At 69.3% G+C, this 25,929-nt stretch carries 21 protein-coding genes and 3 tRNA genes; 5 read left to right on the top strand and 19 right to left on the bottom strand.

Features of this window, described 5'->3' with window-relative positions; all coding sequences use genetic code 11:
• Positions 1–4 precede the first annotated feature (4 nt).
• From AB0M67_RS08980 to AB0M67_RS08970, 3 genes are all read right to left on the bottom strand, one after another.
• Positions 5–973, bottom strand: coding sequence for an amidohydrolase family protein (locus AB0M67_RS08980; RefSeq protein WP_365744162.1), 969 nt, complete (start codon positions 971–973; stop codon positions 5–7).
• Between the two features lie 17 nt (positions 974–990).
• Positions 991–1,923, bottom strand: coding sequence for a DUF2797 domain-containing protein (locus AB0M67_RS08975; protein WP_365744475.1), 933 nt, complete (start codon positions 1,921–1,923; stop codon positions 991–993).
• A gap of 127 nt (positions 1,924–2,050) precedes the next feature.
• Entirely contained in the window at positions 2,051–3,331 is a 1,281-nt protein-coding gene (locus AB0M67_RS08970) for an amidohydrolase family protein (protein WP_365744160.1), read from the bottom strand.
• Positions 3,332–3,574: 243 nt separating this feature from the next.
• Here AB0M67_RS08970 and AB0M67_RS08965 point away from each other — a divergent pair, with 243 nt between their 5' ends.
• Positions 3,575–4,021 (top strand): MarR family transcriptional regulator, encoded by a 447-nt coding sequence (locus tag AB0M67_RS08965; protein WP_365744473.1) that lies wholly within the window; start codon positions 3,575–3,577, stop codon positions 4,019–4,021.
• Between the two features lie 199 nt (positions 4,022–4,220).
• On the opposite strand, the gene AB0M67_RS08960 is transcribed toward AB0M67_RS08965, so the two are convergent.
• Together AB0M67_RS08960 and AB0M67_RS08955 are read right to left on the bottom strand one after the other, a co-directional pair.
• Positions 4,221–4,293: transfer RNA gene (locus AB0M67_RS08960), tRNA-Arg, on the bottom strand.
• A gap of 297 nt (positions 4,294–4,590) precedes the next feature.
• Positions 4,591–4,681 (bottom strand) — tRNA-Ser (locus AB0M67_RS08955).
• A gap of 192 nt (positions 4,682–4,873) precedes the next feature.
• On the opposite strand from AB0M67_RS08955, the gene AB0M67_RS08950 reads away from it, so the two are divergent.
• Together AB0M67_RS08950 and AB0M67_RS08945 are read left to right on the top strand one after the other, a co-directional pair.
• Positions 4,874–5,389, top strand: coding sequence for an SSI family serine proteinase inhibitor (locus tag AB0M67_RS08950; RefSeq protein WP_365744158.1), 516 nt, complete (start codon positions 4,874–4,876; stop codon positions 5,387–5,389).
• Positions 5,390–5,757: 368 nt separating this feature from the next.
• Positions 5,758–10,473 (top strand): PAS domain-containing protein, encoded by a 4,716-nt coding sequence (locus AB0M67_RS08945; RefSeq protein ID WP_365744156.1) that lies wholly within the window; start codon positions 5,758–5,760, stop codon positions 10,471–10,473.
• 116 nt (positions 10,474–10,589) lie between these two features.
• Here AB0M67_RS08945 and AB0M67_RS08940 read toward each other — a convergent pair whose 3' ends face one another.
• The 3 genes from AB0M67_RS08940 to AB0M67_RS08930 form a co-directional block, all read right to left on the bottom strand.
• Positions 10,590–12,236 carry a long-chain fatty acid--CoA ligase gene (locus AB0M67_RS08940; RefSeq protein ID WP_365744154.1) on the bottom strand — a complete coding sequence of 549 codons (1,647 nt, stop codon included), beginning with the start codon at positions 12,234–12,236 and terminating at the stop codon, positions 10,590–10,592.
• 260 nt (positions 12,237–12,496) lie between these two features.
• Positions 12,497–13,105 (bottom strand): SigE family RNA polymerase sigma factor, encoded by a 609-nt coding sequence (locus tag AB0M67_RS08935; protein ID WP_365744152.1) that lies wholly within the window; start codon positions 13,103–13,105, stop codon positions 12,497–12,499.
• Positions 13,106–13,520: 415 nt separating this feature from the next.
• Positions 13,521–13,835, bottom strand: a complete 315-nt coding sequence (locus AB0M67_RS08930; protein WP_365744150.1) for a hypothetical protein — start codon at positions 13,833–13,835, stop codon at positions 13,521–13,523.
• Between the two features lie 325 nt (positions 13,836–14,160).
• Here AB0M67_RS08930 and AB0M67_RS08925 point away from each other — a divergent pair, with 325 nt between their 5' ends.
• Positions 14,161–15,183, top strand: coding sequence for a bifunctional DNA primase/polymerase (locus AB0M67_RS08925; protein WP_365744148.1), 1,023 nt, complete (start codon positions 14,161–14,163; stop codon positions 15,181–15,183).
• Positions 15,184–15,234: 51 nt separating this feature from the next.
• On the opposite strand, the gene AB0M67_RS08920 is transcribed toward AB0M67_RS08925, so the two are convergent.
• The 8 genes from AB0M67_RS08920 to AB0M67_RS08885 form a co-directional block, all read right to left on the bottom strand.
• Complete coding sequence (locus AB0M67_RS08920; protein ID WP_365744146.1) at positions 15,235–15,714, bottom strand: histone deacetylase; 480 nt, start codon at positions 15,712–15,714, stop codon at positions 15,235–15,237.
• 286 nt (positions 15,715–16,000) lie between these two features.
• Entirely contained in the window at positions 16,001–16,153 is a 153-nt protein-coding gene (locus AB0M67_RS08915; RefSeq protein WP_365744144.1) for a hypothetical protein, read from the bottom strand.
• Complete coding sequence (locus AB0M67_RS08910) at positions 16,150–17,328, bottom strand: ADP-ribosyltransferase (protein ID WP_365744142.1); 1,179 nt, start codon at positions 17,326–17,328, stop codon at positions 16,150–16,152. The genes AB0M67_RS08915 and AB0M67_RS08910 overlap by 4 nt, the downstream gene beginning before the upstream one ends.
• Positions 17,328–18,230 carry a hypothetical protein gene (locus AB0M67_RS08905; protein WP_365744140.1) on the bottom strand — a complete coding sequence of 301 codons (903 nt, stop codon included), beginning with the start codon at positions 18,228–18,230 and terminating at the stop codon, positions 17,328–17,330. The genes AB0M67_RS08910 and AB0M67_RS08905 overlap by 1 nt, the downstream gene beginning before the upstream one ends.
• A 1,097-nt stretch (positions 18,231–19,327) precedes the next feature.
• On the bottom strand, positions 19,328–19,459 hold the full coding sequence (locus tag AB0M67_RS08900; RefSeq protein ID WP_365744138.1) for a hypothetical protein: 132 nt from the start codon (positions 19,457–19,459) through the stop codon (positions 19,328–19,330).
• 234 nt (positions 19,460–19,693) lie between these two features.
• Positions 19,694–19,780: transfer RNA gene (locus tag AB0M67_RS08895), tRNA-Ser, on the bottom strand.
• A gap of 143 nt (positions 19,781–19,923) precedes the next feature.
• A complete protein-coding gene (locus AB0M67_RS08890; RefSeq protein ID WP_365744136.1) occupies positions 19,924–20,145 on the bottom strand; it encodes a hypothetical protein in 222 nt (73 codons plus the stop codon).
• 275 nt (positions 20,146–20,420) lie between these two features.
• On the bottom strand, positions 20,421–21,986 hold the full coding sequence (locus tag AB0M67_RS08885) for a protein kinase (RefSeq protein WP_365744134.1): 1,566 nt from the start codon (positions 21,984–21,986) through the stop codon (positions 20,421–20,423).
• Positions 21,987–22,043: 57 nt separating this feature from the next.
• Here AB0M67_RS08885 and AB0M67_RS08880 point away from each other — a divergent pair, with 57 nt between their 5' ends.
• Positions 22,044–22,322 carry a hypothetical protein gene (locus tag AB0M67_RS08880; protein WP_365744132.1) on the top strand — a complete coding sequence of 93 codons (279 nt, stop codon included), beginning with the start codon at positions 22,044–22,046 and terminating at the stop codon, positions 22,320–22,322.
• Positions 22,323–22,654: 332 nt separating this feature from the next.
• Here the strand turns inward: AB0M67_RS08880 and AB0M67_RS08875 are convergent, their stop codons facing one another.
• The 3 genes from AB0M67_RS08875 to AB0M67_RS08865 are packed head-to-tail and all read right to left on the bottom strand — an operon-like array spanning position 22,655 to position 25,909.
• The gene (locus AB0M67_RS08875) at positions 22,655–23,347 is read right to left on the bottom strand and encodes a twin-arginine translocation signal domain-containing protein (protein WP_365744130.1); all 693 of its coding nucleotides are present in this window, start codon (positions 23,345–23,347) and stop codon (positions 22,655–22,657) included.
• A gap of 16 nt (positions 23,348–23,363) precedes the next feature.
• Entirely contained in the window at positions 23,364–23,654 is a 291-nt protein-coding gene (locus tag AB0M67_RS08870; RefSeq protein ID WP_365744128.1) for a hypothetical protein, read from the bottom strand.
• 59 nt (positions 23,655–23,713) lie between these two features.
• Positions 23,714–25,909 (bottom strand): glycoside hydrolase domain-containing protein, encoded by a 2,196-nt coding sequence (locus AB0M67_RS08865; RefSeq protein ID WP_365744126.1) that lies wholly within the window; start codon positions 25,907–25,909, stop codon positions 23,714–23,716.
• Between the last annotated feature and the right edge of the window lie 20 nt (positions 25,910–25,929).

The raw sequence follows: 25,929 nt of genomic DNA, 5'->3' as shown, positions 1-25,929 counted from the left end.
GGGTCTAGAGGCCGCGGTCGGCGATCCCGAAGAGCCGGGCCCCGTTCTCGTAACAGACCGCCCGCAGCCACGCGTCCCCCAGCCCCAGCCGCTCCAGGGCCTCCAGCTGATGGACGTACGGATAGGGGATGTTCGGGAAGTCCGTACCCAGCAGAATCCGGTCCCCCAGATCCGCCAGCCGCGCCCTCGCCTCCCCGGGGAACGGCGCGAAGGCCTCGCTGAAGTCCGTGAACGCCATGGTCGTGTCCAGCCTGACCTCCGCGTACCGCTCGGCGAGGTCCAGGAAATCCACGTACTCCGGCATCCCGAGATGCGCGACGATCAGCCGAAGCCGGGGATGGCGCGCCAGCAGCCGGCCCACCGGCTCGGGCCCGGTGTACTTGCCGGGCGCCGGGCCCGAGCCGCAGTGCATCACCACCGGGACGGCGGCCTCGGCGAGCAGCCCCCAGACCCGGTCGAGCCGCTCGTCGTTCGGGTCGTACGCACCGACTTGGAGGTGCGACTTGAAGATCCGGGCGCCGCCGCCCCCCGAGCCGCCGCCGCCCCCCGAACCGCCGCCGTGCCCCGCGCCGCCCTCGACGGCCTCACGTACGTATGCCTCGACACCGTCCTCCGGGAAGAGCGTGGCCGTCCGCAGACAGTCCGGCGTACGTGCCGCGAACGCGGCGGCCCATCCGTTCAGCCACTCCGCCATCCCCGGCTTGTGCGGATAGAGCATCGAGGTGTACGCCCGCACGCCGAACGCGCGCAGCAAAGCGACGCGTTCGTCCTCCTCCTGCCGGTAGGTGATGGGCCACTCCCGCCCGATGAGCGGCCCGGCGGCGTCGAAGTACGCCCAGACCTTCTTGAGGACCCGCTCCGGCATGAAATGCGTATGTACGTCGATGAGGCCCGGGAGCCCTGTCCGCTCCCGGAACCGCCGTACGGCCTCGACTTCACCCTCGTGACGCTCTTCACCCTCGTGACCGCTCATGCCGGCCCACTCCCCCTTCAGAAGAGCCCGTCCTGTACCCCGCCGCTGTCCATGTCCCTGACCGGCACGGTGACCGCGCCTCCACCCGCGCCTCCACCCGCGCCTCCACCCGCGCCTTCGCCTCCGCCGTCGCCGCCCGCCGTCGCGGTCAGCTCCCACCCACTCATCAGCCGGGTGTCCAGGACAATCATCCCGCCGTCCGCGGTGGCAAGATGGAGATCGGGCCCGGCGGCCGCGACCAGCCGCCCCGTGACGCACCCGGCGTCCACCAGTTCCACCACCACGCCGGTGGCGGGCGCCAGCCCGGCCAGACCGAAGACCCCCGCGTGATCGACCGCCGCGAACTCCAGCCGCTCCAGGGACGACGGCCACCCCTCCAGCGCACCCGTCCGTACGTACAACCGCTCGATCTCGGCCACCCGCTCCGCCAGGACCGGCAGCGCGGCCCGCACGGCCCGCTTCCGCGCGTACGGGATACGGTCCGGCACCCCCAGCGCCCTGCGCAACAGCTCCTCGGTCCGCCGCGCGGCCATCAGCGGCCCGCGCCCGAGCCAGCTGAACGCGACCGCTCCCTGCTCCAGGAGGCGAGCGGATCCACGCTCCTCGGCGGTGATCCCGACCTTCACCATCCCGGGTCCGAACCACGCGAGATAGACGCGGTACGTCCGCGGATCATCGGCGATGGTGTCGGCGGCCACGGAGTGCGCCCGGTCCAGCCGCGCGCACTCGGCGCACTGCCCGCCCGTACCGCGCCCGGCGACCAGCGCCCCGAGGGGACACACGTTCCCCCGCGCCCCGACGCACATACGCGCCCCGACGGCACGGAACCCCAGGTCACGCCCGTACTCCAGAACGCTCTCCCGCCGGGCGCCACCCTCGCCCCGCCGCCACCCGAGCACGGGCGCGCCGTCGCTCCAGCGAAGCCCCTGGCACTTCCATCCGCTACCCAACCCACTCACCCACTCCCCTGCGACCCCCCACGCCACGGCTACCACTCGCGGCGGGAAAGTAACAAACGGTACGTTCAACCGAGCGGTCCGGAGGCGCCCGAGGACGTGGGCGATATGCCCTCGTGCTTCAGCGGTGGGCGATGTGGCCGGAGCTGACAACGGCGCGAACGTGTCGCTGGTCGATCAGATGGGAGACATCCGCGAGGGGGTCGGCGTCCAGGAGGACAGCATCGGCGACGCTTCCCACGGTGACAGTTCCCATCGTGGCCTCCTTGCCGACCTTTTCCGCCGCCCTGCTGGTGGCGGCTGCGATGACCGCGGAGTTCGGCACTCCGGCTTTGGCGAACAACTGCAGCTCACGCAGCAGCGCGCGGGCGGGCGTGGGCATGACCCTTGCGATATCACTACCAGCGACGATTTTGACGCCCGCTTCATGGAAGAGCGGCAGCGTACGCATCGCGTAATCGAATCGGATCCGGCACTCTTCCGCAGGATGCTTTGGAAAGGGTTGGCCATAGGTGGGACGTGCCATGATCTCTTTGGCGCCGTCCGGGGTGAGAATACCGTCGGTGATGAGCTGGTCCAGGTAGTCGGGGTACGCCCCGTAGGCCAGTTGTTCCCAGGTGGCGATGGTCGGGCAGTAAAGCGTTCCCGCATCAGCCATGATGCGGGCGAGCTCGTCGACTTCGCTCAGATCGCGGGGATCCCGCGGAATAGGAGAGTGTTCGATGCAGTCGGCGCCCGCCTCGACCGCCTCCCGCATGTCCGTGCCCGTCGCGATGTGCACCAGCACCTTCTTGCCTGCTTCGTGCGCGGCGGTGATGATCACCTCAAGGGCGGCCCGGGGAAGCCGCTGACCGCCTCCGGCTTTGCCGTCAAACATGCATTTGACAAAGTCGACCTCATCGAGCGGCAAGCCTTGAAGGTACCGGCGTGCGTCGTCGGCGCTGCCTACTTCCATAACCCCCGAGCGATTACCCAAGAGGCCGGTTACAGGCCAGCCATCAATACCAGTGAATACCGCCTCAGTGGTGAAGAGTGACGCTACGGCGGTGTCTGCCTTGCTCGCGTCGCGCAGCTCGGGACTCAGTTCCGGCATGCCCCCGAGATCACACACCGACGTAATGCCCTCTCCGAGATACCCGGCGAGTACGTCCTGTAGGTGGGCGAACCGCTCTGGTTCGGGGAGGGACACGCCATAGTCCCTCAGGTGAGTGTGGCTCTCCCACAGACCTGGCAGCAGGTAGCCGCCACGGCCGTCGAGTACCGGTTCTCCGGCCGGCGTCGACGAGATGCCGGCACTCGACGGGCGGATGTCCGCGAACCGTCCGTCCGCGATGATGACATCCATCCCAGCCCGCGGAACGCCGCCGGTGCCGTCGATGACGGTCACATCCTTGATGATCAAGATCCTGCCTCGATTCTGTCGTGCCCGGTGAACTGGCGGCGGAAAGCGGAGAAGCGGGATCGCTTCAGCCCACCTTCAGCCCGCTGAGAGGACTGGCGATGCGTGACGCTCGGCGACCACCCGACTGTGGTGTCGTCCGCAGCCGGCAACACCATCCGGCCAGATGGCGTGCGCTCCCACCGAGCCAGTTATATAGGAACCTATGCATCCACTATACATAGGTTCCTATACGATGTGCGGGTGATGCTTCCGACCCCGGCTTCGCCGCCCACTACGCTGATCAACACCGCCGCCCGCGTGCTGGCCAGGATCAACGACCGGCGCCTGCGACCGCTCGGGCTGGCCTTCGGGCAGATACCAGTACTGGCCGCCCTGGGACAGGGAGGCCCGCTGTCCCAGAAAGAGCTGGCCCGGCTGGCCCGGATCGAACAGCCGTCCATGGCACAGCTACTGGCTCGCATGGAGCGCGACGGACTCGTCGAACGCGCACCCGACCCGGACGACCGACGTGTCAGCCTGATCTCACTGACCGTCAAGGGACTGGCGAAACTGCCCCATGCCCATTCGGCACTCCTGGACACCAACAACCGGGCACTCGACGGATTCAGCACCCAGGAGATCGAGGTCCTGCAAGGCTTGCTGCGCAGATTCCTCGCGAACCTGGACGCCGAACTCACCGATCAACGATGACTCATCGGCGAGTCCGATTGCCGTGAGCTGACCGACGATGGAGGTCCACGCCGAGGCGAGCGAGGACGAGGTGAGGGCCGCGATCGGCACGCTGCCGGACGCGCTGGGCGGCACCGATTGATGGGGTTGCCGTACTTCGCTGCTGTACCAGCCAACGCGAGAGGCCCCGGACTTGTCGTCCGGGGCCTCTGGCCTGCTGTGCACTCGGCAGGATTCGAACCTGCAACCTTCTGATCCGTAGTCAGATGCTCTATCCGTTAAGCTACGAGTGCTCGGCGTTCCGGGCTTTTCTTCCCGGTCGGCGTTGCGGGAACAACATTACATGACCTGTGGCGCCAGGTGAAATCCATTCACCGGACCACGGCTGACCTGCGAAAACGCCTCAGAATCCGCCCCGGGGCGGCGTGTCGGCCGGGGCGCGGACGATCAATCGTGGGGGCGCTCACTCGTACGGGCCATCGCTCCTCGGAACGGTCGCCGGAACGTCGGCAGCCGGGCAGCCCGGAAGCCCGGAAGCCTGGAACGACCGAAGCCCCGGCTGTGGGGCCGGGGCTTCGGTGATCAACACGCGGAGGCGGAGGGATTTGAACCCTCGATGGGCTTTAAGACCCAAACCGCATTAGCAGTGCGGCGCCATAGACCGGACTAGGCGACGCCTCCAGCACACCCGCGCGGGCGCGGATGGTGCGTGCAGATGATGACACAGTCAGGTGGGGTGTCACCAATCGCTTCTCACGGTACTAGGCGGGTGGCCCACAGAGCAAAGCGCTTCCGGGTGCGCAACGCCGAGGCTTGACGCGCGTTAGACAGGGCGGGGCGTTGGCCCCGGATCCGTCACCGTCAGGAGCTCGCATGCCGCGTCGCCTCGTCCTCACCGCCGCCGCCTCCATCGCCGCGTCCGCCGCCGCACTGGGCGCCGTCGCGCCCGCCGCCTCCGCGGACGCCTCGGCCCGCGCCGACACCGGCACCTTCATCGAGTCCGCCGACTCCACGCTGACGCGGCTCGCGCCCGTACCGCTGCCCCTGGCCGAGGACGCCCGGGACGAGTTCACCGTCACCGTCGCGGACTCCGGTCTCCGGGGCGCCGACGGCACGTACCGCCTGAAGTGCCGGCCGGCCGGTGGGACGCATCTGCAGGCGCGGGCCGCGTGCGACCGGCTGGCGACGCTGGCGAGCGAGCAGAAGGATCCGTTCGCGCCGGTGCCGAAGGGCGCGCAGTGCACCATGCTGTACGGCGGTGACGCCAACGCCCGCGTCACCGGCACCTGGCAGGGGCGCGCCGTCGACGCCACGTTCAACCGGAAGAACGGGTGCGAGATCGCCCGCTGGCAGACGCTGGAGCCGGTACTGCCGAGCACCCGGGGATAGCCCCCCGCCCGGACCGTATGCCGCTCACGTTCGTACGTGGGCGTGCGGAGCGATGTAGCGATGTACGGACATCGCGGCCCCGGCCCTGCCGCTCGTCGGCTCGTACAGGCGTCTGCCCCGGTCCGGTCGAGGCGGACGCCCAGCCGGGCAGTACGTCCCACAATGAGGCAATCGCGAGGTGCGGGAGGCCACGTGAAAGGCCAGTGGCAAAAGCCATTCGCACACAACCCCTGCGAGAGCTCCCGCTCATCCGCCGTCGCGGCCACCTCCCCAGCCTTTAGACTCCCTTCCGTGACAGGCCGGAACCCGAGGGGCAAGATGGGTGCCGCGGTCCGCAAGGTGCAGTGGTTCAGGGAGGAAGCGTCGTCGTGAGCAGCAGGCCATCCCGAGGCGCTGCTCGCCTCGCGGCGATACTCGACGCACTCCCCGACGGCTTGGTGCTCGTCAACGCCAACGGCACGGTCGTCAACGCCAACACCATCGCGCTGGAGATGTTCGAGACCCCCGGCACCGCGCTGGTCGGCCGCGGGCTGCTCGATCTGCTGCCCGAGTTCGACTCCAAGCTGATCCCCGGTTCGATGCGCCGCCCCGAGACGGCGGACGCGCGCGGCCGTACGAAACCGACGCGGATGATCGCGCGGCGTACGGACGGCGGTGAGTTCCCGGCCGAGGTCACCAGCGCGAGCCTGGAGGACGGCCGGGACGCGTACAACGACTCGCACAGCTACACCGGCGACGAGCTGCTGATGCTGGTCGTCCGTGATCTCTCCGGCACCATGGACACCGAGGCCGAGCTGGCACGCTCGCAGCGGCAGACCGAGATGATCCTGCGGGCCGCGTCCGAGGGTGTCGTCGGTACGGACACCGAGGGCCGCGTCGTCCTCGTCAACCCCGCCGCCGCGCAGATCCTCGGCTTCCGCGCCAGCGATCTGGGCGGTCACCAGCTGCACCCGCTGATCCTGCACTCGCGCGCGGACGGCGAGCCCTTCCCGTACGAGGACTCACCGCTCGCGGACACGCTCAGGTCGGGCCGCAAGCACCGGGTGCGCGGGCAGGTGCTGTGGGCGAAGAACGGCAAGCAGGTGCCGGTCGATCTGACGACCGCGCCCGTACGGGACGGCGATCAGCTCGTCGGCGCCGTGATGACCTTCACCGACCGGCGTCCGTACGACGATCTCAGCAAGCAGCACGCGGCCGAGCTGGCGACAGCGGAGGAACGGCACGCCGCGGAGCTGACGGAGACGACGGAGCGCCTCACCACCGAGCTGACGGACACGACCACGCGCCTCCGTGCCGAGCTGGCGGAGACCACCGAGCGGCTACGCGCCGAGCTGGCCGAGGCGACCGAACGGCACGCGGCGGAGCTCGCGGACCGCAGCGACCGGTACGCGGCCGAGATCGAGGAGCTGACGGAGCGGTACGGCGAGACATCCGACCGGCACTCCCAGCTGACCGCCGTCCTCGGCGAGTCGCTGCGCGGGCCGCTGATCGAGCTGCGCGGCGAACTGACCACGCTCGCCGCCGACCCGGCCGGCCAGCTCTGGCCCGAGGCCAACCAGATCCTGCACCATCTGGCCGCGGGCTACTCCCGGATGACGACGCTCGTCGACAACGTCCTCGGGTATCAGCGGCTCGACGCGGGCACGGAACAGCTGATCAAGACGAACACCCTACTCGACGGGGTCGTGGCGGCCGGAGTGGAGGGCGCGGTCGAGCTGATCGGCCCCGGCCGGGCGCAGTTCGCGGTGCACGCCCCGCCGATCGAGGCCGAAGTGGACCCGGGCCGGCTGGCGACGGCGCTCGCGCATCTGATCGCCGATGTGGCCGGGGTCGACTCGACGGGCCGGGCCAGGCTGATGCCGGGCGGCGGCTACGTCGACTCGACGATCGTGGTGGCCGCGGCGCAGCGTAGCGATGTCGTACGGATCGAGGTGCGCGGGCCGTTCGCCGGGGGTGATCCGGTGCATGAGCCGATCGTGCGCGGAATCGTCCGGGCGCATGGCGGGGTGCTCCAGACGCACGACATGCCGGGTATGGGCGGCAGCGCTTATGTGCTGGAGCTGCCGCTCGGCGAGGGCGCGGGGACGGTCAGGCCGCCCGCCGGGATGCCGGGGTCCGCACAGCCCGCCCTGCCCGCGCAGCCCGCCCTGCCCGCGCAGGGCACGGGGACGGGTGCGGGCGCGGGGGCCGGCACGGGCGCGGGGGCGGGCACTTCGGGTGGCGGCAGGCGGCGCGCCCGGCGGTCGTCCACGGACGCGTTCCTGGCGCCCGCGACGGAGGACGTCGGCGAACCGACCGGCCGGCGCCGGGCGCGCGCGGCCGAGCCGACGGTTGAAGCGGGGGCCGGGACAGACGGGTCCGGGGTCGAGGCGGCCGCGTCCGGGGCCGGAACGGACGGGTCCGGGGCCGGGACGGAGGGCGCGGGTCCAGGAAGCCCGGGAGTCCACGGGAACCAGACGGGCCGGGGGAACCAGGAGGGCCGGGGGAGCCAGGGGGGCCAGCAGGACCTGATCCCCGCGCAGGACACCGGCCGCGGCAGCGGTACGGGCCGACGACGCGGCCGTCCGAGCCCCGCTGACGACGCCGCGGCAGCCGCGGGCACCGGACCGGGTGCCGCCGGACCGGGTACGGGCGGACCAGGTGTGGGCGGACCGGGTACGGGCGGACCGTACCCGGGGTCCGCTGTCGCGCTGCCGGCCGCCCCGGCCTCCGAGGGGTCGGTCGTGACGGCCGCCGAGGGAGCGCATCCGACCGGACGGGCGGCGCTCGGCCAGGCTGTCCCGCCGCAGGGTGTGCCCACGGACGCCGCCGGGACAGGGCGCAGGGCTCGGCACGGAGGCCAGGGTGGCCCGGGCGGACAGGGCGGACAGGGCGACCACGGTGGACGAGGTGGCCAGCCCGGACGCGGTGGCCAGGGCGGACAGGGGCAGCGGGCGCTTCCCGCGCTTCCGGCCGGTCCTATGACTCCCGCCGCTCCGATGGCACCCGCTGCCCCCGTACCCGCGACCGTTCCGCCGCCCGTGTCCCCGCCCGCTCCGGCCGGTGTCAGGGCGCCCGGCGCGCCCGACGCTCCTCCCGTTCCTGCCGCGCCGCCCGGCGCCGTTCCACGACCGGCACACGCACCCGCACCGGCGCCCGCACCCCCGGCCGCAGGCGCCCCGGCGCCCATGCCACTGCGTTCCGCTCAGCCGGCGCCACCGGCCGGGCGCCGTGCCCGGCGCGCGCTCGCCCCCGCGCAGGAGCGGCACATCCCCGTGCCCGCCGAGCCGGAGGGGGCGCGCAGCCCGTTCGCGCTGCCGCCCGCCGAGGCCGACCGCACGCCCGCGTCCGGCCCCGGTCATGGTCACAGCCCCGGTCCCGGCCCCGGTCGTGGTCCCGTTGCCCCGTCGGCGGCCGACAGCTCGATGCCGGGCCGCCATGACGCCGTACGGACGAATCCGGACGACGACCACACCCCGCCGCAGCCGCACCCGCTGCCGTCGGGACGCAGAGGTGCGTTCGCCGAGAGCGAGGACGCGCCGAACCCGAACGCCTGGGGAAGCCCCGAGCCGCCCCCGCCCGGCAGGTCCGCACAGGACCACGGTTACGGCCATGGCGCGGGCCCGGCGCCCCGGACCGGCCCGGCCTCCAACGGGCAGGGGATGCCGACGACTTCCGGCTTCGGCACGATGGCCGCGCCTCCGGGCTGGCCCGACGAACCCGCCGTGACCGACCCCGCGACCGGCGCGCCGGGCAACGCCCCGGACAACGCCACCGGCGGCGTGCCGGTCCCGCCGGCCGCCCATGCCTCCCCGGCGCCCGGGGAGGTGCCTGAGGACCCTTCCGCCCAGCCTCCGTCCTCGGCCCCGGCCGTCGCCGTACCGAATCCACGGCGCGGCGCCCATCAGCCGCTCCCGCCCGCGCAGCCCCTGCCCGAAGAGGCGCCGGTCTCGGCGGACTCCACACAGGGGCGGGCCTTCAGTGTGCGGACCCTCGGCCAGGGCGTCCCCTTCGCGCAGCAGCTCCCGCACCAGCAGGACCAGCCGCAGGCCCCCGGCCAGGCGTCGAACCAGGCCCCGGGGCAGCCGCAGTCCCTCGGCTCCGGCCGCCGCCGCAAGCTGGGCACCCCGCCCGACGGCACCGAGCGCCCCGATCCGACCGGTCCTGGCCCCCACGCGGGCTCCGGGCACGGCCCGCACCCCGCCGTCGGCGCGGGCGCGTCACCGGGCGGCTCGCGCCTGCCCCACGCTCACCTCGAAGGACGTTCGTACGCGATAGGCGCACCCGACGAGGGCGCCGAGGGCCCCGAGCCGCTGGACGGCCCTGGCGGCGCGGTCGAGGTGGCCAACCGGCCCCAGCCGCGGCCCGTCGACGACGAACTCCCCCCGGAGCCGCTCGACAACCCGCGCCGGCTGCTGGTCTGGCCCGCGCCGGACGTCTCCACCCAGCAGGCGCTGAGCGACCGCGGCTACCGCCCGGTGGTCGTTCACTCCCGCGAGGAGGTCGACGCGCAGATCGCCGCGTTCCCGGCGGCGCTGTTCGTCGACCCGCTGACCGGACCGATCACCCGTACCGCGCTCCAGTCGCTGCGCCAGGCGGCGGTCGCCGCCGAGGTCCCCGTCCTGGTGACGGCGGGTCTCGGGCAGGCGACCCGCGAAGCGGCGTACGGCGCCGATCCGGCCGTACTCCTCAAGGCCCTGGCCCCGCGCGACAGCGAACAGCACCCCCCGCGCGTCCTGTTGATCGAGGAGAACGAGGAGATCGCGCTCGCCCTGACGGAGACGCTCGAACGGCGCGGCATGCAGGTCGCGCGGGCGGCCACCGACAACGAAGCGGTCAACCTCGCCACCCAGATGCGGCCGAACCTGGTGGTCATGGACCTGATGCAGGTACGCCGCCGACGCGCCGGGATCATCGACTGGCTGCGGGCGAACGGCCAGTTGAACCGGACGCCGCTGGTGATCTACACCTCGGCCGGAATCGACCGGACGGAGCTGCCGCGGCTCGCCTCCGGGGAGACGGTGCTGTTCCTGGCGGAGCGCTCCACCAGCGACGAGGTGCAGTCCCGCATCGTGGACCTGCTCGCGAAGATCGGAACGAACTAGACGACCGGGATGGGCCCTGTCCGCCCGGACGGGGCCCGTCCGCCCGGACGGGCCCAGACCCGAGTGACGTCCAGCGGCCAGGGCTCAGATCCGAGTGAAGTCCAAGCGCACAGCGCCTAGACCCGAGTGACGTCCAACTCACCGTCCGCGTACTGCTTGCGGATCACCTTCTTGTCGAACTTCCCCACGCTCGTCTTCGGCACCGCGGCCACCACCGTCCACCGCTCCGGCAGCTGCCACTTCGCGATCTTCCCGGCGAGAAACTCCTTGAGTGACACGTAGTCGGCCGTCGCCCCGTCCTTGAGGACGACCGTCGCGAGCGGCCGCTCGCCCCACCGGTCGTCCGGTACGGCCACGACCGCCGCCTCCGCCACCTCCGGGTGGGCCATCAGCGCGTTCTCCAGCTCGACGCTGGAGATCCACTCGCCCCCTGACTTGATGACGTCCTTGGCGCGGTCGGTGAGCGTGAGATAGCCGTCCGGGCTGATCCTCCCCACGTCGCCGGTCTTGAGCCAGCCGTCCTCACTGAACTTGTCCGCGGGCTTGATCTGTTCACCGCCCGCGCCCCCGTAGTACGCCCCGGCGATCCAGGGACCTCGTACCTCCAGCTCGCCGGCCGACTCACCGTCCCACGGCAGAAGGTCGCCACCGGGTCCGGCCAGCCGGGCCTCGACACCGGCCGGGAAGCGGCCCTGGGTGATGCGGTACGGCCACTCCTCCTCGGCGGTGAGCCCGGCGGGCGGGTTGGACATCGTGCCGAGCGGCGAGGTCTCCGTCATGCCCCAGGCGTGGCAGAGCCGTACCCCGAGCTTGTCGTACGCCTCCATCAGCGAGGGCGGACAGGCCGCGCCGCCGATGGTGACGCGGGCCATCGAGGTCAGATCGCGCGGCCTGGCGGTGACCTCCGCCAGCAGCCCCTGCCAGATGGTGGGGACCGCGGCCGCGTGCGTCGGCTTCTCGCGCTCGATCATCTCGGCGAGCGGGCCCGGCTGGAGGAAGCGGTCGGGCATCAGCATGCTGACGCCGGTCATGAAGGTGGCGTGCGGCAGGCCCCAGGCGTTGACGTGGAACTGCGGGACGACGACCAGCGTGGTGTCCCGGTCCGTCAGCCCCATCGACTCGGACATGTTGACCTGCATGGAGTGCAGATAGATGGAGCGGTGGGAGTAGACGACGCCCTTGGGGTCACCGGTGGTGCCGGAGGTGTAGCACATCGCCGCGGCGGACCGCTCGTCCAGCTCGGGCCAGTCGAACGCGGTGGGGCGGCCGGCGATCAACTCGTCGTAGTCGTGCACCCGTACGGTCGCCCCGTCGAGCGGGGCGCGATCGCCGGGACCGGAGACGATGACGTGCTCGACGGTCGGCAGATGCGGGAGGAGTGGGGCGAGCAGCGGCAGCAGCGACCCGTTCGTGAGGATCACGCGGTCGGCCGCGTGCTGGACGATCCAGATCAACTGCTCGGCCGGGAGCCGGGGGTTGAGGGTGTGGAGGACCGCGCCCATCGAGGGGATCGCGAAGTACGCCTCGACATGCTCGGCGTTGTTCCACATGAGGGTGGCGACACGTTCGTCGCCGACGACACCGAGCTCGTCGCGCAGGGCGTTCGCGAGCCGCGTCGCGCGGGCGCCGATCTCGGCGAAGCTGCGGCGCTGTGGCTCGCTCTCCCCGGTCCAGGTCGTGACCTGCGACTTTCCATGGATGGTCATCCCGTGGTGCAGGATGCGGGTCACAGTCAGCGGTACGTCCTGCATGGTGCTCAGCACGGCGTCCTCCCGGTGGGCGCTTGCGCTACATGGCAGTTATGGGTTGCGGAGATTCTGCGCACGTACCGTGCGGTATGTCACTACCCGGGAGTAGAAACAGCGGTCGGAAGTCAAAGTCCAGGAAGTCGGGAGTCTCGGAAGTCGGGGGTCTCGGAAGTCGGGAGTCTCGGAAGTCGGGGGTCTCGGAAGTCGGGAGTCTCGGAAGTCGGGGGTCTCGGAAGTCGGGAGTCTCGGATGCACGTCCGGTGCGAGCCGGGCCGTCAGCGGACGGGCGAGAGCTCCGGGTCCTCGCGGAGCTTTCCGAGCGCGCGGGACACCGCGCTCTTGACCGTGCCGATCGAGACCCCGAGCACCTCGGCGGTCTGGGCCTCGCTGAGATCCTCGTAGTACCGCAGGACCACCATGGCCCGCTGACGGTCGGGAAGCCGCATGACCGCACGCCACATCGCGTCGTGCAGCACCTGCTGCTCGGCCGGATCGGGCTCCGGCTGACCGGCGGGCTCGGGCAGTTCCTCGCAGGCGAACTCGTCGACCTTGCGCTTGCGCCACTGCGAGGTCCGGGTGTTCAGCAGGGCGCGGCGGACATAACCGTCCAGTGCCCGATGGTCCTCGATCCGGTCCCAGGCGACATACGTCTTGGTGAGGGCCGTCTGAAGCAGGTCCTCCGCGTCGCACGGATTGGAGGTGAGCGAGCGCGCCGTACGCAGCAGTACGGGCCCCCGCGCCCGTACGTACGAGGAGAACGACGCGAAGGGCGGGTACGGCGAGAAGTGGGCGCTGTGGCCGGCGGCCGGCGGGTGACTCGGATACGACGAGTGCGCGGCCGGCTTGGCGGCTTGAGAGGCACTCGTGCAGACAGGCGTGGTCATGGCTCAACGCTAGGAGCGAGGCCCACCTCAGGGGATCGGCCCCAGGTCCCGAAGCCTTCTCCGCCTCAGGGAGTAGTGAGGGTGCCGGCTCCACCTCCTGTAGGTGGAGGAGCCGTCGGGGAGACCATCAGGGTCACCCCATGGGATGACGGATCCGGCACGGTTCGAGAGCGATCGGTCACGCGAAGTCCGTCGGTCGCGCACGACCGTCAGAACCGACAAGCACCAGCAGGCACGGGCAGGCACCGGCAGAGACCCCCGTACATGCCGGTACACGCCGGTACACGCCGGTGCGGCCGGTGCAGCCGGTGCAGCCGGTGCACGCGAAAAACGCCCTACGCGACGGCACCGGAGAACCGGTACCGCCGCGCAGAACGTATCTCACCCCTCAGTCACGCCCCCGTCGGGCCGCACTTCACCACCAGAGGTTGTTGAAGCTCACCGAGACGTTCTCGTTGGACTGGTCGATCGTCGTGAAGCCCGAGCCGATCACATTCGCGGTGTTGTTCTGATTGGACGCCCCCTCGCCGGTAGCTACCTGCTGGGTCGTCGTCGAGTTGCCGAGGTTGTGTCCGCCCACCCCACTGCCAGTGAGATTAGCCACGGTCGCGTTGGATCCACCACCGGAGAAGGCGCCGTTGTCGGCCTGCGCAACCCCGGTGAAAAGCGCGGCGGCGAGGGGCAGCGCGGCGACGACGGCGAAGGCACGGGCGGTACGGAAGCTTGCCATGACATTTCCTCCAGGAACCAGAAGTACGGCTTGTCCCGAAGCAGTTGGCCGACTGCCTCGGTCGTGGTGACGACGTCGCGACCTCAGAATTGCCCACCGAATCCCCCTCGAACCAGCCCGGAGAGCCTGATTCCCTCGCAAGCGTGAGGACATGTCGATAAACCCCTAATGCGCCCCCAAAGCCCGGAGCCACCCGCGCCAGGATCGCGCGACCCGAATCGCCATCCCTCCGCCACCAGGGAAGAAGCGTTTCTGCGTCCCTCTCACTCTGCCTCCTCGAACCACCCCCCTTCCCTTCTTCGAACGCTTGTACGAACATAGACCCATGGCCATCACCGCCCGGCACACCGCCACCCTGGCCCTCGCACACGCGCTGTCCGCCGCCGAGCGTGGGCTTCCCGTCTTCCCGCTGTCCCCCACCAAGCTCCCCGCGCTGCGCTCCCCGCACAGGGGTGAGCCCGAGCCGGTTCTCTGCCGCGGCGAATGCGGGCGTCCCGGCCACGGTGTCCATGACGCCACCACCGATCCCACCGGCGTGCGCTCCTTGTTCGCCGCCGCCCCGTGGGCAACCGGCTACGGCATCGCGTGCGGCCGGCCGCCGCACCATCTGATCGGCATAGACCTGGATGTCACCTCGGGACGGACAGGCCCCATGGGACAACGGACAGGACCGACGGGACCGACGGGACCGACGGGACCGACCTCAGCAACGGCGCCCGCCTCGAACCGCCTCCCGACCTGGGAACCGCCCCTCGGCTCAAGCTTCGACTCACCCCCCGACTCGGTGGCCGCGCTTCAGCAACTGGCACTCCAGCATCTGTTCACGCTCCCGGAGACCGTGGTGATCCTCACCCCCAGCGGTGGCCGCCACATCTGGCTCACAGGCCCGCCCGACGTCGTCGTACCGAACTCCGCGGGCCGGCTCGCCCCCGGCATCGACGTACGCGGGGCCGGCGGCTATCTCGTGGGCCCCGGCTCGGTCACGGCGCGCGGCGCCTACCGGCCGGCTCCCAGTACGGCCGACCTGGCGCCCGCACCCTGCCCCCGCGCCCTGCTGCGTCTGCTCACCACCCCGGTGTCCCCTCCGCGCTCGCAGCACCGCCGGCACGGCTCCGGCACAGACCGGGAACAGCCCGCGCGCGGCCACGGCCTGGTGCAGTTCGTACGCGCGGCGCACTCGGGCCAGCGCAACACCCGGCTGTTCTGGGCGGCCTGCCGCGCGTACGAACACGGTTTCGGCGAGACGCTGACGGAATCCCTCGTCGACGCCGCCGTACACACCGGCCTGACCGAACAGGAGGCCCGCGCGACGATCGCCTCGGCCGCCCGCCTCACCGCCGGCCCCTGACGCGACGGCACGCCCCAGGAACCAGGGCGTGCCACGTCCGCCCAGTACCCCTCACGACGTGGCGATCAGGTCCGCCACATCGCGCGCGTTCCACTGGCCGGCCGCACCTGGGCACGCCGCGAGATAGCGCGCGATGGTGTCCAGCCCCCAGGCGCCCGTCTCCAGCAGACCGGAACCCAGCGTCTTGACGTACGGCGCGGAAGGCGCGTTCCACTCCAGCTCGTTCACGCTCCACGGAGCGGTGAAGGTAAGCACCGGAATCCCGTCCATCGCCCCCGGACACACAAGCGTCTCGTACCGCCCGTCCCCGAGCACCGCCCGCCCGTCGCTCACCGCTTCCGTCAGATCGAGATCGTCCCCCGGCTCCCGGTACATCTCCTGTGCCGCGATATCCGAGAACTGCCCGACTGAGACAAGGTGCGCCCTGGCCAGCACCTTTCCTCTGACGCCGGGGTCGTAGAAGGCCCTCCCGCCTCCCCAGACGAGCGACTCGGTGGCGAAGTACAGGACGCCGTCGAGCTCCACCGGCACGGAGGCCCTCGGCGGACGCTTGTCCCTGCACCCCGGATACCCCTTGGCGGCGCCCGGCGGCCGTCCGCCGACGATGTAGCACGAAAGCCGCTCAAGTGATGTATTGGAACCGTAGGAGGTGTACCAGACCTGACTCGGCGGAGCACTGCCGCGCTCTCGCCTCTGTACGGCACGGGGGTTGATCACTGATCCACCGATCGCTGGTCACGGCTGCTTCTGCTGGTCACTCCCGTCGGGCAGGGCTGTCGGGCGCGGCTGTCGGGAGTGACCGTCGGGAGTGACCACTTCAGCGCGACGAACATCCATCCTCGCGGTAGCCGACGCTCAGCGGCAGCGACCAGTCGACGGCGGACCCGGCGGCGGCGGACCCGGCGGCGGCGGTCATGGCGGCGGTCATGGCGGCGGTCACGGCGGGCCGACGTGCTCGGATCGGGCTCAACCCACCTGCTTCACCTGGATCACCTTGTATTCCTTGCCGCCGATGATCTTCGTCGTCACGCCCACCTGCTCGAACTTGCCGCCGCGCGGGATGAGGACCTCCGACTCCTTCGGCCGGTAGCGGGACAAGGGGTCGATGTTGCGGCCGTTGTCCGTTGTGACTTCCAACACGACATTCTCGCCCTCCCGACCGTTGGCCTTCGCGTTTTCGGCGGCGCGGTCGGCCTTTGCCGGGTCGCTGGACGTGCTGAGGTACTCGGGCATCTCGACCTGTTCACCGTTGGCGAACCTCTTCATCAGCTCGTCCGGCATGAACGTACCCCGGTAGAACGTCCCCTCGACCGGCGGCAGGTGCTCCAGAGCACGGTCCATTTTCTCGATGAACTCCGGGACCCGCCCCGCACGGAGGCCGGAAATCGGCTGACCACGCAGGTACTTGTTCGCGTCCTCGGCCCACGGGCCGGTGTAGTCGGCGATGATGAGCGCGTCCTCGGCGGTGAGATCCTTTGTCAGCGGGTTCTCGTCGGCCTTCTTCTCGACCTCCTCCGACCACTTCTTCCTGTCGCCATTGCGGTACTTCGGGACATCGTCCAGCGCGGTCATCGGGTCGGGACGGTCGGAGCAACTCCCCCCATCCGGACCCGGCTCGGGCTCCGGCTCGGGTTCCGGCTCCGGGTCCGGGTCGCGCTCGGGCTCCGGCCTCGGCTCATCAGTGAGTCCAAGAGCGTGGGTGAGCCTGTTCTCCACGTCTTGGTACGTATCGACACCAGCGATGGCGGATCCGGACAGCGACTGCGCCATCGCCATCGCGGAGGCGCTTCCGGGGTCGGCTGCGAGGGTGACGCCACTGACGACAACACGAGTCCGGACCGCGGCCGAGGCGAGCGTATAGCGCCCATTGCCGGCTGCGCCGGTGGTCACTGGCCCGGAGAACGCGACCTTGGAACCGTTCAGGCAGTCGTTCTTATCGCTCTTATCGTCTTCGTCGTTGTCGTCTTCGTCGTTGTCATCGTTCTTGTCGTCGTTCTTGTCGTCGTTCTTGTCGTCGTTCTTGTCGTTCTTACCGCCGCTGCTCCCGCCGCTGCTCCCGCCGGTGCCACCACCGGTGCCTCCGCCGGAGTCAGACCCGCCGGTGCCCGTTTCCCTGCAGCTCTGCATGATGCCCCAGGGGGCCATCACCGGATTGCACTCAACACCACCACTCGACCCGCCACCGTCGGAACCTCCGTCGGACCCGCCGCCGTCAGAACCACCACCGTCCGAACCGCCGCCGTCGGAACCTCCGTCCGAACCGCCGCCGTCGGAACCTCCGTCCGAACCGCCGCCGTTCGAACCACCACCATCGGACCCGCCGCCGCTCGAACCGCCACCGTCCGAACCGCCGCCGTCCGTACCACCACCATTCGAACCGCCGCTGTCAGACCCACCGTCGGATCCACCGCCGTTGTTCCCACCACTGCCGTTCGAGCCACCACCGTTCGAACCGCCGCCATCAGATCCACCGCCGTCAGATCCACCATCGGATCCACCACCATCGGACCCACCACCATCGGAGCCACCTCCGTCGGACCCACCTCCGTCCGAACCACCACCGTCCGAGCCACCTCCGTCGGACCCACCGCCGTTCGATCCACCACCGTCCGAACCACCATCGGATCCACCATCGGCACCACCGTCCGAACCACCACTCGAACGGCCACCATCGGCACCGCCGCCGTCCGAACCGCCACCATCGGACCCACCACCGTCCGTACCACCACCATTCGAACCGCCGCCGTCAGACCCACCGTCGGATCCACCGCCGTTGTTCCCACCACTGCCGCTCGAACCGCCACCGTTCGAACCGCCGCCATCAGATCCACCGCCGTCAGATCCACCATCGGATCCACCACCATCGGACCCACCGCCGTTGTTCCCACCGCCGGAGCTACCACCGCTGTCGCCACCACCCGACGCACCGCCGCCGGAGTTACCACCACCGTTGTCACCACCACCCGACGCACCACCACCCGACGCACCGCCGGAGTCACCACCACCGGACGCACCACCGGAGTCACCACCACCGGACTCGCCACCACCGCCGGCGACCGTGTCGCTCTCGCAGTCCCCGCCAAGAATGTTGCAGACCGCCGTCTGAAGACCGTTCGCGACCTGAGTCCCCACACCACTGAGAACAAGCGTCCCGATGATCAGGGCGACCAGACCGATCATGCCTACATACTCGACCGTCCCCTGACCCCGGTTCCGACGCCACCCGATCATGTGCGGAATCGACGGAAACGCCTCCCGACGCAACCGCTCCCGCGTCCAACGCGGCCTCACAGCCCGCTGATCCGCAGGCAACTCGAACCAAGCCCGACTCGCACCCGCACAGACCAACGCCAGCAGAGCACCCGGCAACAGAAGCTGACTCAGCCCCCGCTCCGAACCCCCATACAGATTCACCACACTGCCGACCAGCAACCACGCCTGAAGCCCGACCAACGCGAACCAGACAACCTTCCCACCAGTCCACAAACGCCGCGCCAGGACCACCGCAGCAACCCCCGGCGCCACCGCATACAACGCCACCAGAGAAAGCATCGGCGTGATATGACGACCCAGCTCCAGCAACGAGTTCACCACGCCAACACCACCCAGCAGCGTCAGAGCGAACATCAGATAGAGCAGAACCCGGGCCACGACAAGGGATCTCGGCAACTCCCAACGGCGCGTGGGTATGCCGGCCTGGAACATCAAGCCTTGTGAGTCCGACACGGGAAACCCTTCCAGCGAACTGCTTAGGATGTCCGGCCCAGGCGTCCAGCCGTCGCGCGTATCCCGGCACAGTACGGAGACGCAAGACCCATCCCAAAGGGCCCACGGACCCATCTGAGGCCCAAACTCGGCGTGCGACGGCGGGCAGTACCAGAACAGCGGCCCGCAACGATCACCAGGCCTACACGCACCCGCACTACCTGTTCCTCGCGGCCTACACCTGGTGCATCTCGTCTGGGCGGGAGAACACTGTCATCAACCCCCGTGAAGCCCGCGCGCTCTACGCCCACCATTGGACCGGCTGGCCCCGAGCCTCTGTAGAGGTGCGGTTCTGATCTTGGCCACGGCAAATCAGCCACGATGGGGGTGCACCGAACGGGCATCCGTCAGGTGTGTTTGCAGCAACCCCGTGGCGGCCTCAGTCGCGCCTCTTCAAACCGTCGCGGCCGTACTTCCCTCCGGCCTGAGCATTGCTGACGATCTTCATGACGACTGCGCTCGACTGTGGCTTTGAGAACCAACTGGCCGTCGAGCCGAACGCCTCGACCACGACCGTGCTCCCTCTTAGATACTTGTAACCCAAGGTCGTACCGATCCTTCCGCACCTGGAGTCGCCCAGCTCGATGTGTTCCAGGAGCTGCGGAATTCTGGGGGACAGCGGGAGGGGGACGCACACTGACCCACAGTGACCCGCGGGCGAGAAACAGTGAGCCAGGCTCAACGCCGAAGGGGCACCTCCGAGCCGGAGACACCCCTTCTGACCAGCGCTTACGCTGACCTGCTGCGGTGGGTGTGGGATTTGAACCCACGGTGACATCGCTGCCACGACGGTTTTCAAGACCGTTCCCTTAGGCCGCTCGGGCAACCCACCTCGACCCCGCCCACCAGCGACGGAGCGGCTACAGCCTACCGGCCCCGGCTCCCCGGGGTGGCCTTTGGTCCGTCCATGGTCCGCAGGATCCGAAAAACGGCCCGCGCTGAGGGACCCAACCAGGATGCCACGCGCGATCAGCGTCACGCAGAGGCACCGTCGTCGTCGCGGCGAGCGGCGGGAAGGAGGAGATCCCCCTCCGGGTGATTCTCGCCGGTGACCTTCCCCTGAACTCCAAGGTCCACCCGAGCGGCCTCGTGGAACTGATTTATCTCCCTGAAGACGGCACGATTACGTTCGCGCCACTCCCCCAAGGTGCCCGTAGTCTTCCCACTCGCCTGCCAGTCGACGGCAAGGGCCACCACGTTCAACTCCTACGCGGCCTCAACCACCTCGTCACCGCCGAGCAGCATGATCTGTTCAAAGGCCCGACCGCGGAGACGGCCGGCCTCAGATTGCTCGGCGAGCATCTCGCTCCCCGTCTTGCCGCTCTCACGGATGCCTTCCTTGTGCTCGTAAAGCTTGCACAGCCAGGAAAACGCAGGTCCTCATGGTGTCGATGCAGCCGGCATAGACATCGAGCTTCCGGTCGTCCCACCGAGTCAGCAACTCCCGCTGATGCCTGCCGCGTTGGGCAGCGTCAGCGGGCGCCGAGGTCGCGAGCCAGCCGCTCTGTCTCCTGCTTGGTGAACGAGCCGGAGATGTCGATACGCCCGCCGCTGATGGCGCTGTACGCCGCGGGTGCGCTGAGCAGCCGGTCGCCGAGGATGATGGCCACCTGTTGCGGTGGCGGATTGCCGGCCACCTCCGCAGTGAGCGCGCTGAACCTTTTGCCGTCTTCGTCGTCGAAGGTGATGCTGACGAACCACCCCCTCTCGTTGTCGAAGCGAGAACGCGCGGCGACCAGCAGGTCGACGTCCAGCCGGGTGCCGTTCGTACTGACACTCGCGCAGTAGGAGCCGTCCTTGGACGTGTAGGAGTTCGGGCCTGGCGTGGGGCAGGCCCCCGGAGCGGTCTTGGTGATCGGGAGGAAAGTCAGACGCCCCGCAGGCGCGACCATGCCGGGCTCACTCGCGCCCCGATCCCACAGGAGGAAGACCACCCCTACCGCGCCCAGGGCCAGCAGGGCCGCGCCCCACAGCCATGCCGACCTTCTCCCACGGTGCGTGCGACGCGCCGGGCTGCCCGTCGCTGCGTCGGCTGCCGTACTGCCGCCGTCGCCCTCCTGTCGGGTAAGGACAGCGGTGGGCGGCGCCGCAAGGACGGACCGGGTCATCGCATCCGGGGCGACGCGCCGCTGGGCCTCCTCGGCCTCGTATGCCCTACGCTCCCGGTGCTGGTCGATGGCCTGGCCCCAGGATGGCGGCAACCAGTCCGCCACCCCGTGCGCGTCCGGACGTCGAAGCAACTCGACGGAGCACTGGTCAAGCAGCTGCCCAGGGACGGGCCGCGCCGCGGGGTCGAGTGCCAGGCAGGGACGTATCAGCGGATCGAGCTCCGCAGGCAGGCCGGTGAGATCCAGTTCGCCCTGCGCAACGCGTACCAGTTGCTCCAAGGCCGGCCCGGAGCCGCTGTCCCTGTACGGGGGGCGCCCGACGGCCAGGTAAAACAGCGTCGCGCCCAGCGAGTAGACGTCAGAGGCGGGGGTGCTGGTCTCGCCCCGCGCCTGCTCGGGCGCGGTGAACGCGATCGTTCCCAGCGCGGCGTGGGTTCGGGTCACGTCGGCAGCCTGGGAGATGCCGAAGTCGATCACTCGCGGCCCCTCCGCGGGCAGCAGGACGTTTGAGGGCTTCACGTCGCGGTGTACCAGGCCCGCGGAGTGCACGCTGATCAATGCCTCGGCCACGCCCGCCGCCACCCAGCGGACGGCGGAGGCGGGCAGCGGGCCACAGGTCTCAACCAGGTGCCGCAGGGAGGGTGCGGCGATGTACTCCGTGGCCATCCAGGGCAGCGGTGCCGCGGCGTCAGCGTCGACGATGCTGACCGTGTACGCGCCTTGTACCCGCCGCGCGAGGGACACTTCCCGGGCGAAGCGGCGACGGTCGGCATCGGCGACGCCGCCATCGGCGGCCTCGGACAGCAGCGTCTTGACGGCCAGGGTCCGCCCGCCCGGTGAGCGGGCCAGGTAGACGCACCCCATCCCGCCGCTCGCCAGCTCGGCCAGTACCGTGTACGGCCCGATGCGCTCGCCCGGCCGCACCCTCACGGCTCTCCCCTCCAGCATGCGTCCGCCCCCCAGCCGCTGTCCGCTCACCATCCCAACGTGCGTCACCGTAACGGCGATCGCCCACCGCTTGAAGTGGGTACAGCGATCGCGAGCCTGGCCGACGACAACAACACGGCCTCGGACGGTAACGCCTCACAGGAGAGCAGCATCGAGCAGATCCGTTTGGTCGGCCCGCCTGAGACCACGGAAACCGTGCAGGGCGAACTACGCGGCTTCCTTTCCCTCCTCGAACAGTGGGCAGAGCTCTATGTCGTTGCTTTCGCGCACGCCCTGAAGGCCAAGACGGGGCGAAGGGCTCATTCGGTGACCGGATAGTTCCACCGCAGGTACGAGAGCGCTCGCACCCTCGCCTCCACGACCGCCATGCGGGCATCGCGCTCCGCCGGGTCGGTGCGCGCGGCCTCTAACCCGCCTCGCCTCTGCGTACGCGTTTCGGAGGGCATCATGCTCAGGCTGCAAATAGCCTCATGCCCGTGACTGCCAGCCGCTTTGACGACGCCGCGCGCCCCTTGCTCTCGTAACCACACCGCCTTGAGGAATCGGACTGAACGTGGAGTTCAAAGAGGAGGCGCGGTCGGCCGACTCCCCCTGCCGCGATGGTCCTCCGGACACACCGGGAGGGAGAGCTCAGCTCTGATGAGGTCAGATCACGCTGAACGCTGGATGCGGGCCAGACGGTCAGCACGGCTGCGCCGTGACGGGGAAAGAACGTTCACCTCCACACCGGCCCCCGCGCCGGGCGTCACCTCCCACTCGCGAAGGGTGTCGGCGAACTTCCGTACCCGCTCGTCGTCCGGACCGGCGTCGATGTAGAAGAGCGACTCGTCCACCGTGCTGTCGTCACCGCCCCAGCGCACAAGGCCCCCGCAGTCGGCGAGGATGTCACGCAACACCAGTTCCTGTGCCGGGAAGAGCCCGCCCTTCGCGCTGGCACCCGGCCGGATCCGCACCGCGGTACCGGACGCGAGGTTCGACTCCGGAAGGTCCTTGCGGAGTCCCCCGATCTCCCGCCAGCCGGCCAGGTCGATTCGCTGGATCTGCTCGACCTCGTAATGGAAGCGCCGGACCACATGGATGAGGATCGCCTCCACGTCACCGATCCGGATGTCCACATTGAGTCCCGTACCGGCGACTGGGCGCGTCCACACCGTCGAGACGTGGTTCACCTCCTTCTCGATCGCCCACCCGTTCGCGGACGTGGGGCGCTTCTTCGGCTCCCCCTGCGGCTCACCGCTCGGCGCAGCCGAGGCCACACCCGGGACATAGGAGTTCACGGCTGCCACGGCACCGATCACCGCGGTGGTCGTCACCACCGTCCGCCTCGTTATTCCGTTCTGCATGTTGTCGGTTCCTCTCTCATAGAACGATCACGAGCACGAACGTCGGCAGCAGAGTCACCAAGGCGCTGGCCAGCCAGTACCAAGGAGAAGCCACAGCAACCCTGCGCCGCACGGGGCGGTTGGCCAGCCACCAGAGCAGGGTGAACCCGACCGTTACCGTCCCCCCGAACAGGAACCAAGGCAGCATGCCGTCGTTCTCCGTCGGCTCCCGCTGGGTCCAGCCGAGCGCGGCAAACGGCCAGTTCGCCGCGAAGTACCACAGCAGCCATACCGGAACCACAGCGGGAAGTCCCAGCAGCAGGTTCACGCCCACGGATGTCAACGACCATTTCCACATGCGCCCAGTATCGAAGTCCGTCGTGGCGGTCACTTGCTGCGGGAGAGCTGGTTGTAGTTCTCCAGGACGTTGTACAGACCGATCAGCTCGCGGCCGTACTTCTCGGCGTCTTCCGTGGTCCCGTTGTACCGGGCGAGCAGGGCCTGGGTGGCAGCCAGGCTGGTCGTCAGGTTCGGTCTGGCGGCCCCGATCTGGTACGCGTTGTAGAGCGTCAGGTAGGCCGCCGACCGGATGTTGTAGGTGGGCTCTTGAAGGTCGTCCCACACCGAGCGCAGATCAGCAGTGGTCAGCGGCGTACCGTTGATGATGCTCTGCCCGATGCAGTAGTTGCGGGCCTCGATGGCCACCCACGCGAAGATTTGGCCCCATCCAGTGCTGGAGTCATCAAGCAGCCCGTTCTTGACAGCTGTGTCCGCGGCAAAGTCCAAGGGGTTCAGCTTGCGCAGCTCCCAGAGCACCGGCGCCTGAATCAATGCCTTGCGGACCTTGAGCTGTCGGGCGAGCGACGTGAACAGCCAATCCGCGCTCAATACCAGGTCCAGTGCCCTGGTGGTGGAGATGCCGCCCAGGGTGGCCCAGTCCTTGTCTGTCCAGCCGTCGCCGCCGGTCTCCGGAACCCCGATGGACACCAGGTAGTTCCGGACGTCCGTCAGCATCGGGTCCCGGTACAGGGCCTTGTCCAGTTCGACGTCCAAGCCGTTGGTGTAGCCCCCGGGGAGAAACTCGGTCTGGCCGCTGTCACGACCGGAGGCGATGTTGTTGTCGATCTCGATCGCACCGCTGCCGGTGCCGACAGTGATGGTGGCGATCTGGTCGAACGACCAGTTCGTCGGCATCGGATAGCCGAGGTTCCCCGAGAAGCCGCTCGACATGTCCGACACGAAGCTCGCCGACGAGTAACCGGCGTCCGCGATGCGCTGGCACACGTTCCGCGGTCCGTAGATCCCCACGTGGTAGCCGGAGCTTTCGCCGACCGTACGCGCCACCGCTCGGAAGTGCGGGACGATGTACTGCGTGACCTCAGCGTCCATCGCGTCGTAGTCCACCGCGAAGTAGATGAGGGTGCCTGTCCTGAAACCGTGGTACTGAGCCCATTCGATCGCCTTGAACGCGTCGCTGGTGCCCTGGTTGGCGCTGAAGTAGTCCGCCGACCGGCTCGTCGTCTGGAAGATCGGGAAGCAGCTCAGCCCGTACTCTTTGATCGTGGCGAGCTCGCCGGGCTGGATCTGCTTCTCCGGCAGGCTCGTGCTCGACGGGTTGAAGAGGTACCGGCCTATGTGCTTGTAGCCGGCGTCCTTCAGCGCCTGCGCACGCGCTGGCGTGATCTTCGTGACGCCGTCGCACGCCGTGCCCCTGCGGGTCTGATCGCCGTACGAGACGAGCAGCGAGGCCCACGTCTGGAAGTCGCCGAGCCCGGTGACCGGGAGCATGATGAACGACTGGAAGCTCTCCACCCCGCTCTGCACCGTGGCGGTGAAACTCCCGAAGGGGACGTTCCGCTTGTTGAGGATCATCGCCGCGGTGAACAGCTGCGCCCATGTGCCGGTGGTGCCGACCGAGACCGTGTGGGACTTCAGGCCGGACTGAGTGCCGGGCCCGAACACACCGTTGGCGGTGCCGTCAGCCATCCCCAGCTCGTACTGGATCGCGTACAGCATTGACTTCGCGACATCGCGGGAGTGATGTCCGTCGCAGGGGATAACGTAGAAGTCCTTGCGGAGGATGTACCGGCCGTTCAGCCACTGCTGGATGGCGCGGATGGCGTCCGAGCCGCCGCTCACAGTGACGTAGGCGTCCATGTTGAACAGCCCCTTGACCACCTTTGGCCACAGGGAGCTGCCCGGGTAGGTGCCGTCCACGCCCATGTTCTGGTTCAGCTTCACCACTGCGGCCTTGACGCGGGAGTTGTACGTGCCGTCGATTTCACCGCCGTCGTAGCCCTTGCAATAGAGGGCGGATTGAAGGATGCGGCAGAAGTTCGCGGAGGGGACGGTCGTCTCGTCCAGCTTGCCGTACTTCGCCCCGATGGTCGACAGCGTGGTCGGGCCGAAGGAGTCGGACAGAGCTGTGATGCCCATCTCGTACTGGAGCGCGCGGGTCAGGGCGTACATCGTGGTCCACCCGGTGAGACCGTTCTCGTCCAGCTTGGATATGCCGAGCGTCGCGCCGTTGTTGTACGTCGTGTTCACGAATCTTTGGGCGCGAAGCACCATCTCGTCAGCCATGAGCTGTCTCCTGACATCTG

Origin of the sequence: Streptomyces sp. NPDC051662, from assembly GCF_040681655.1 — a bacterium.
Lineage (GTDB): Bacteria > Actinomycetota > Actinomycetes > Streptomycetales > Streptomycetaceae > Streptomyces.
Note: the sequence above shows the minus strand (reverse complement) of the source record. Positions and strands in the feature narration are given on the sequence as shown.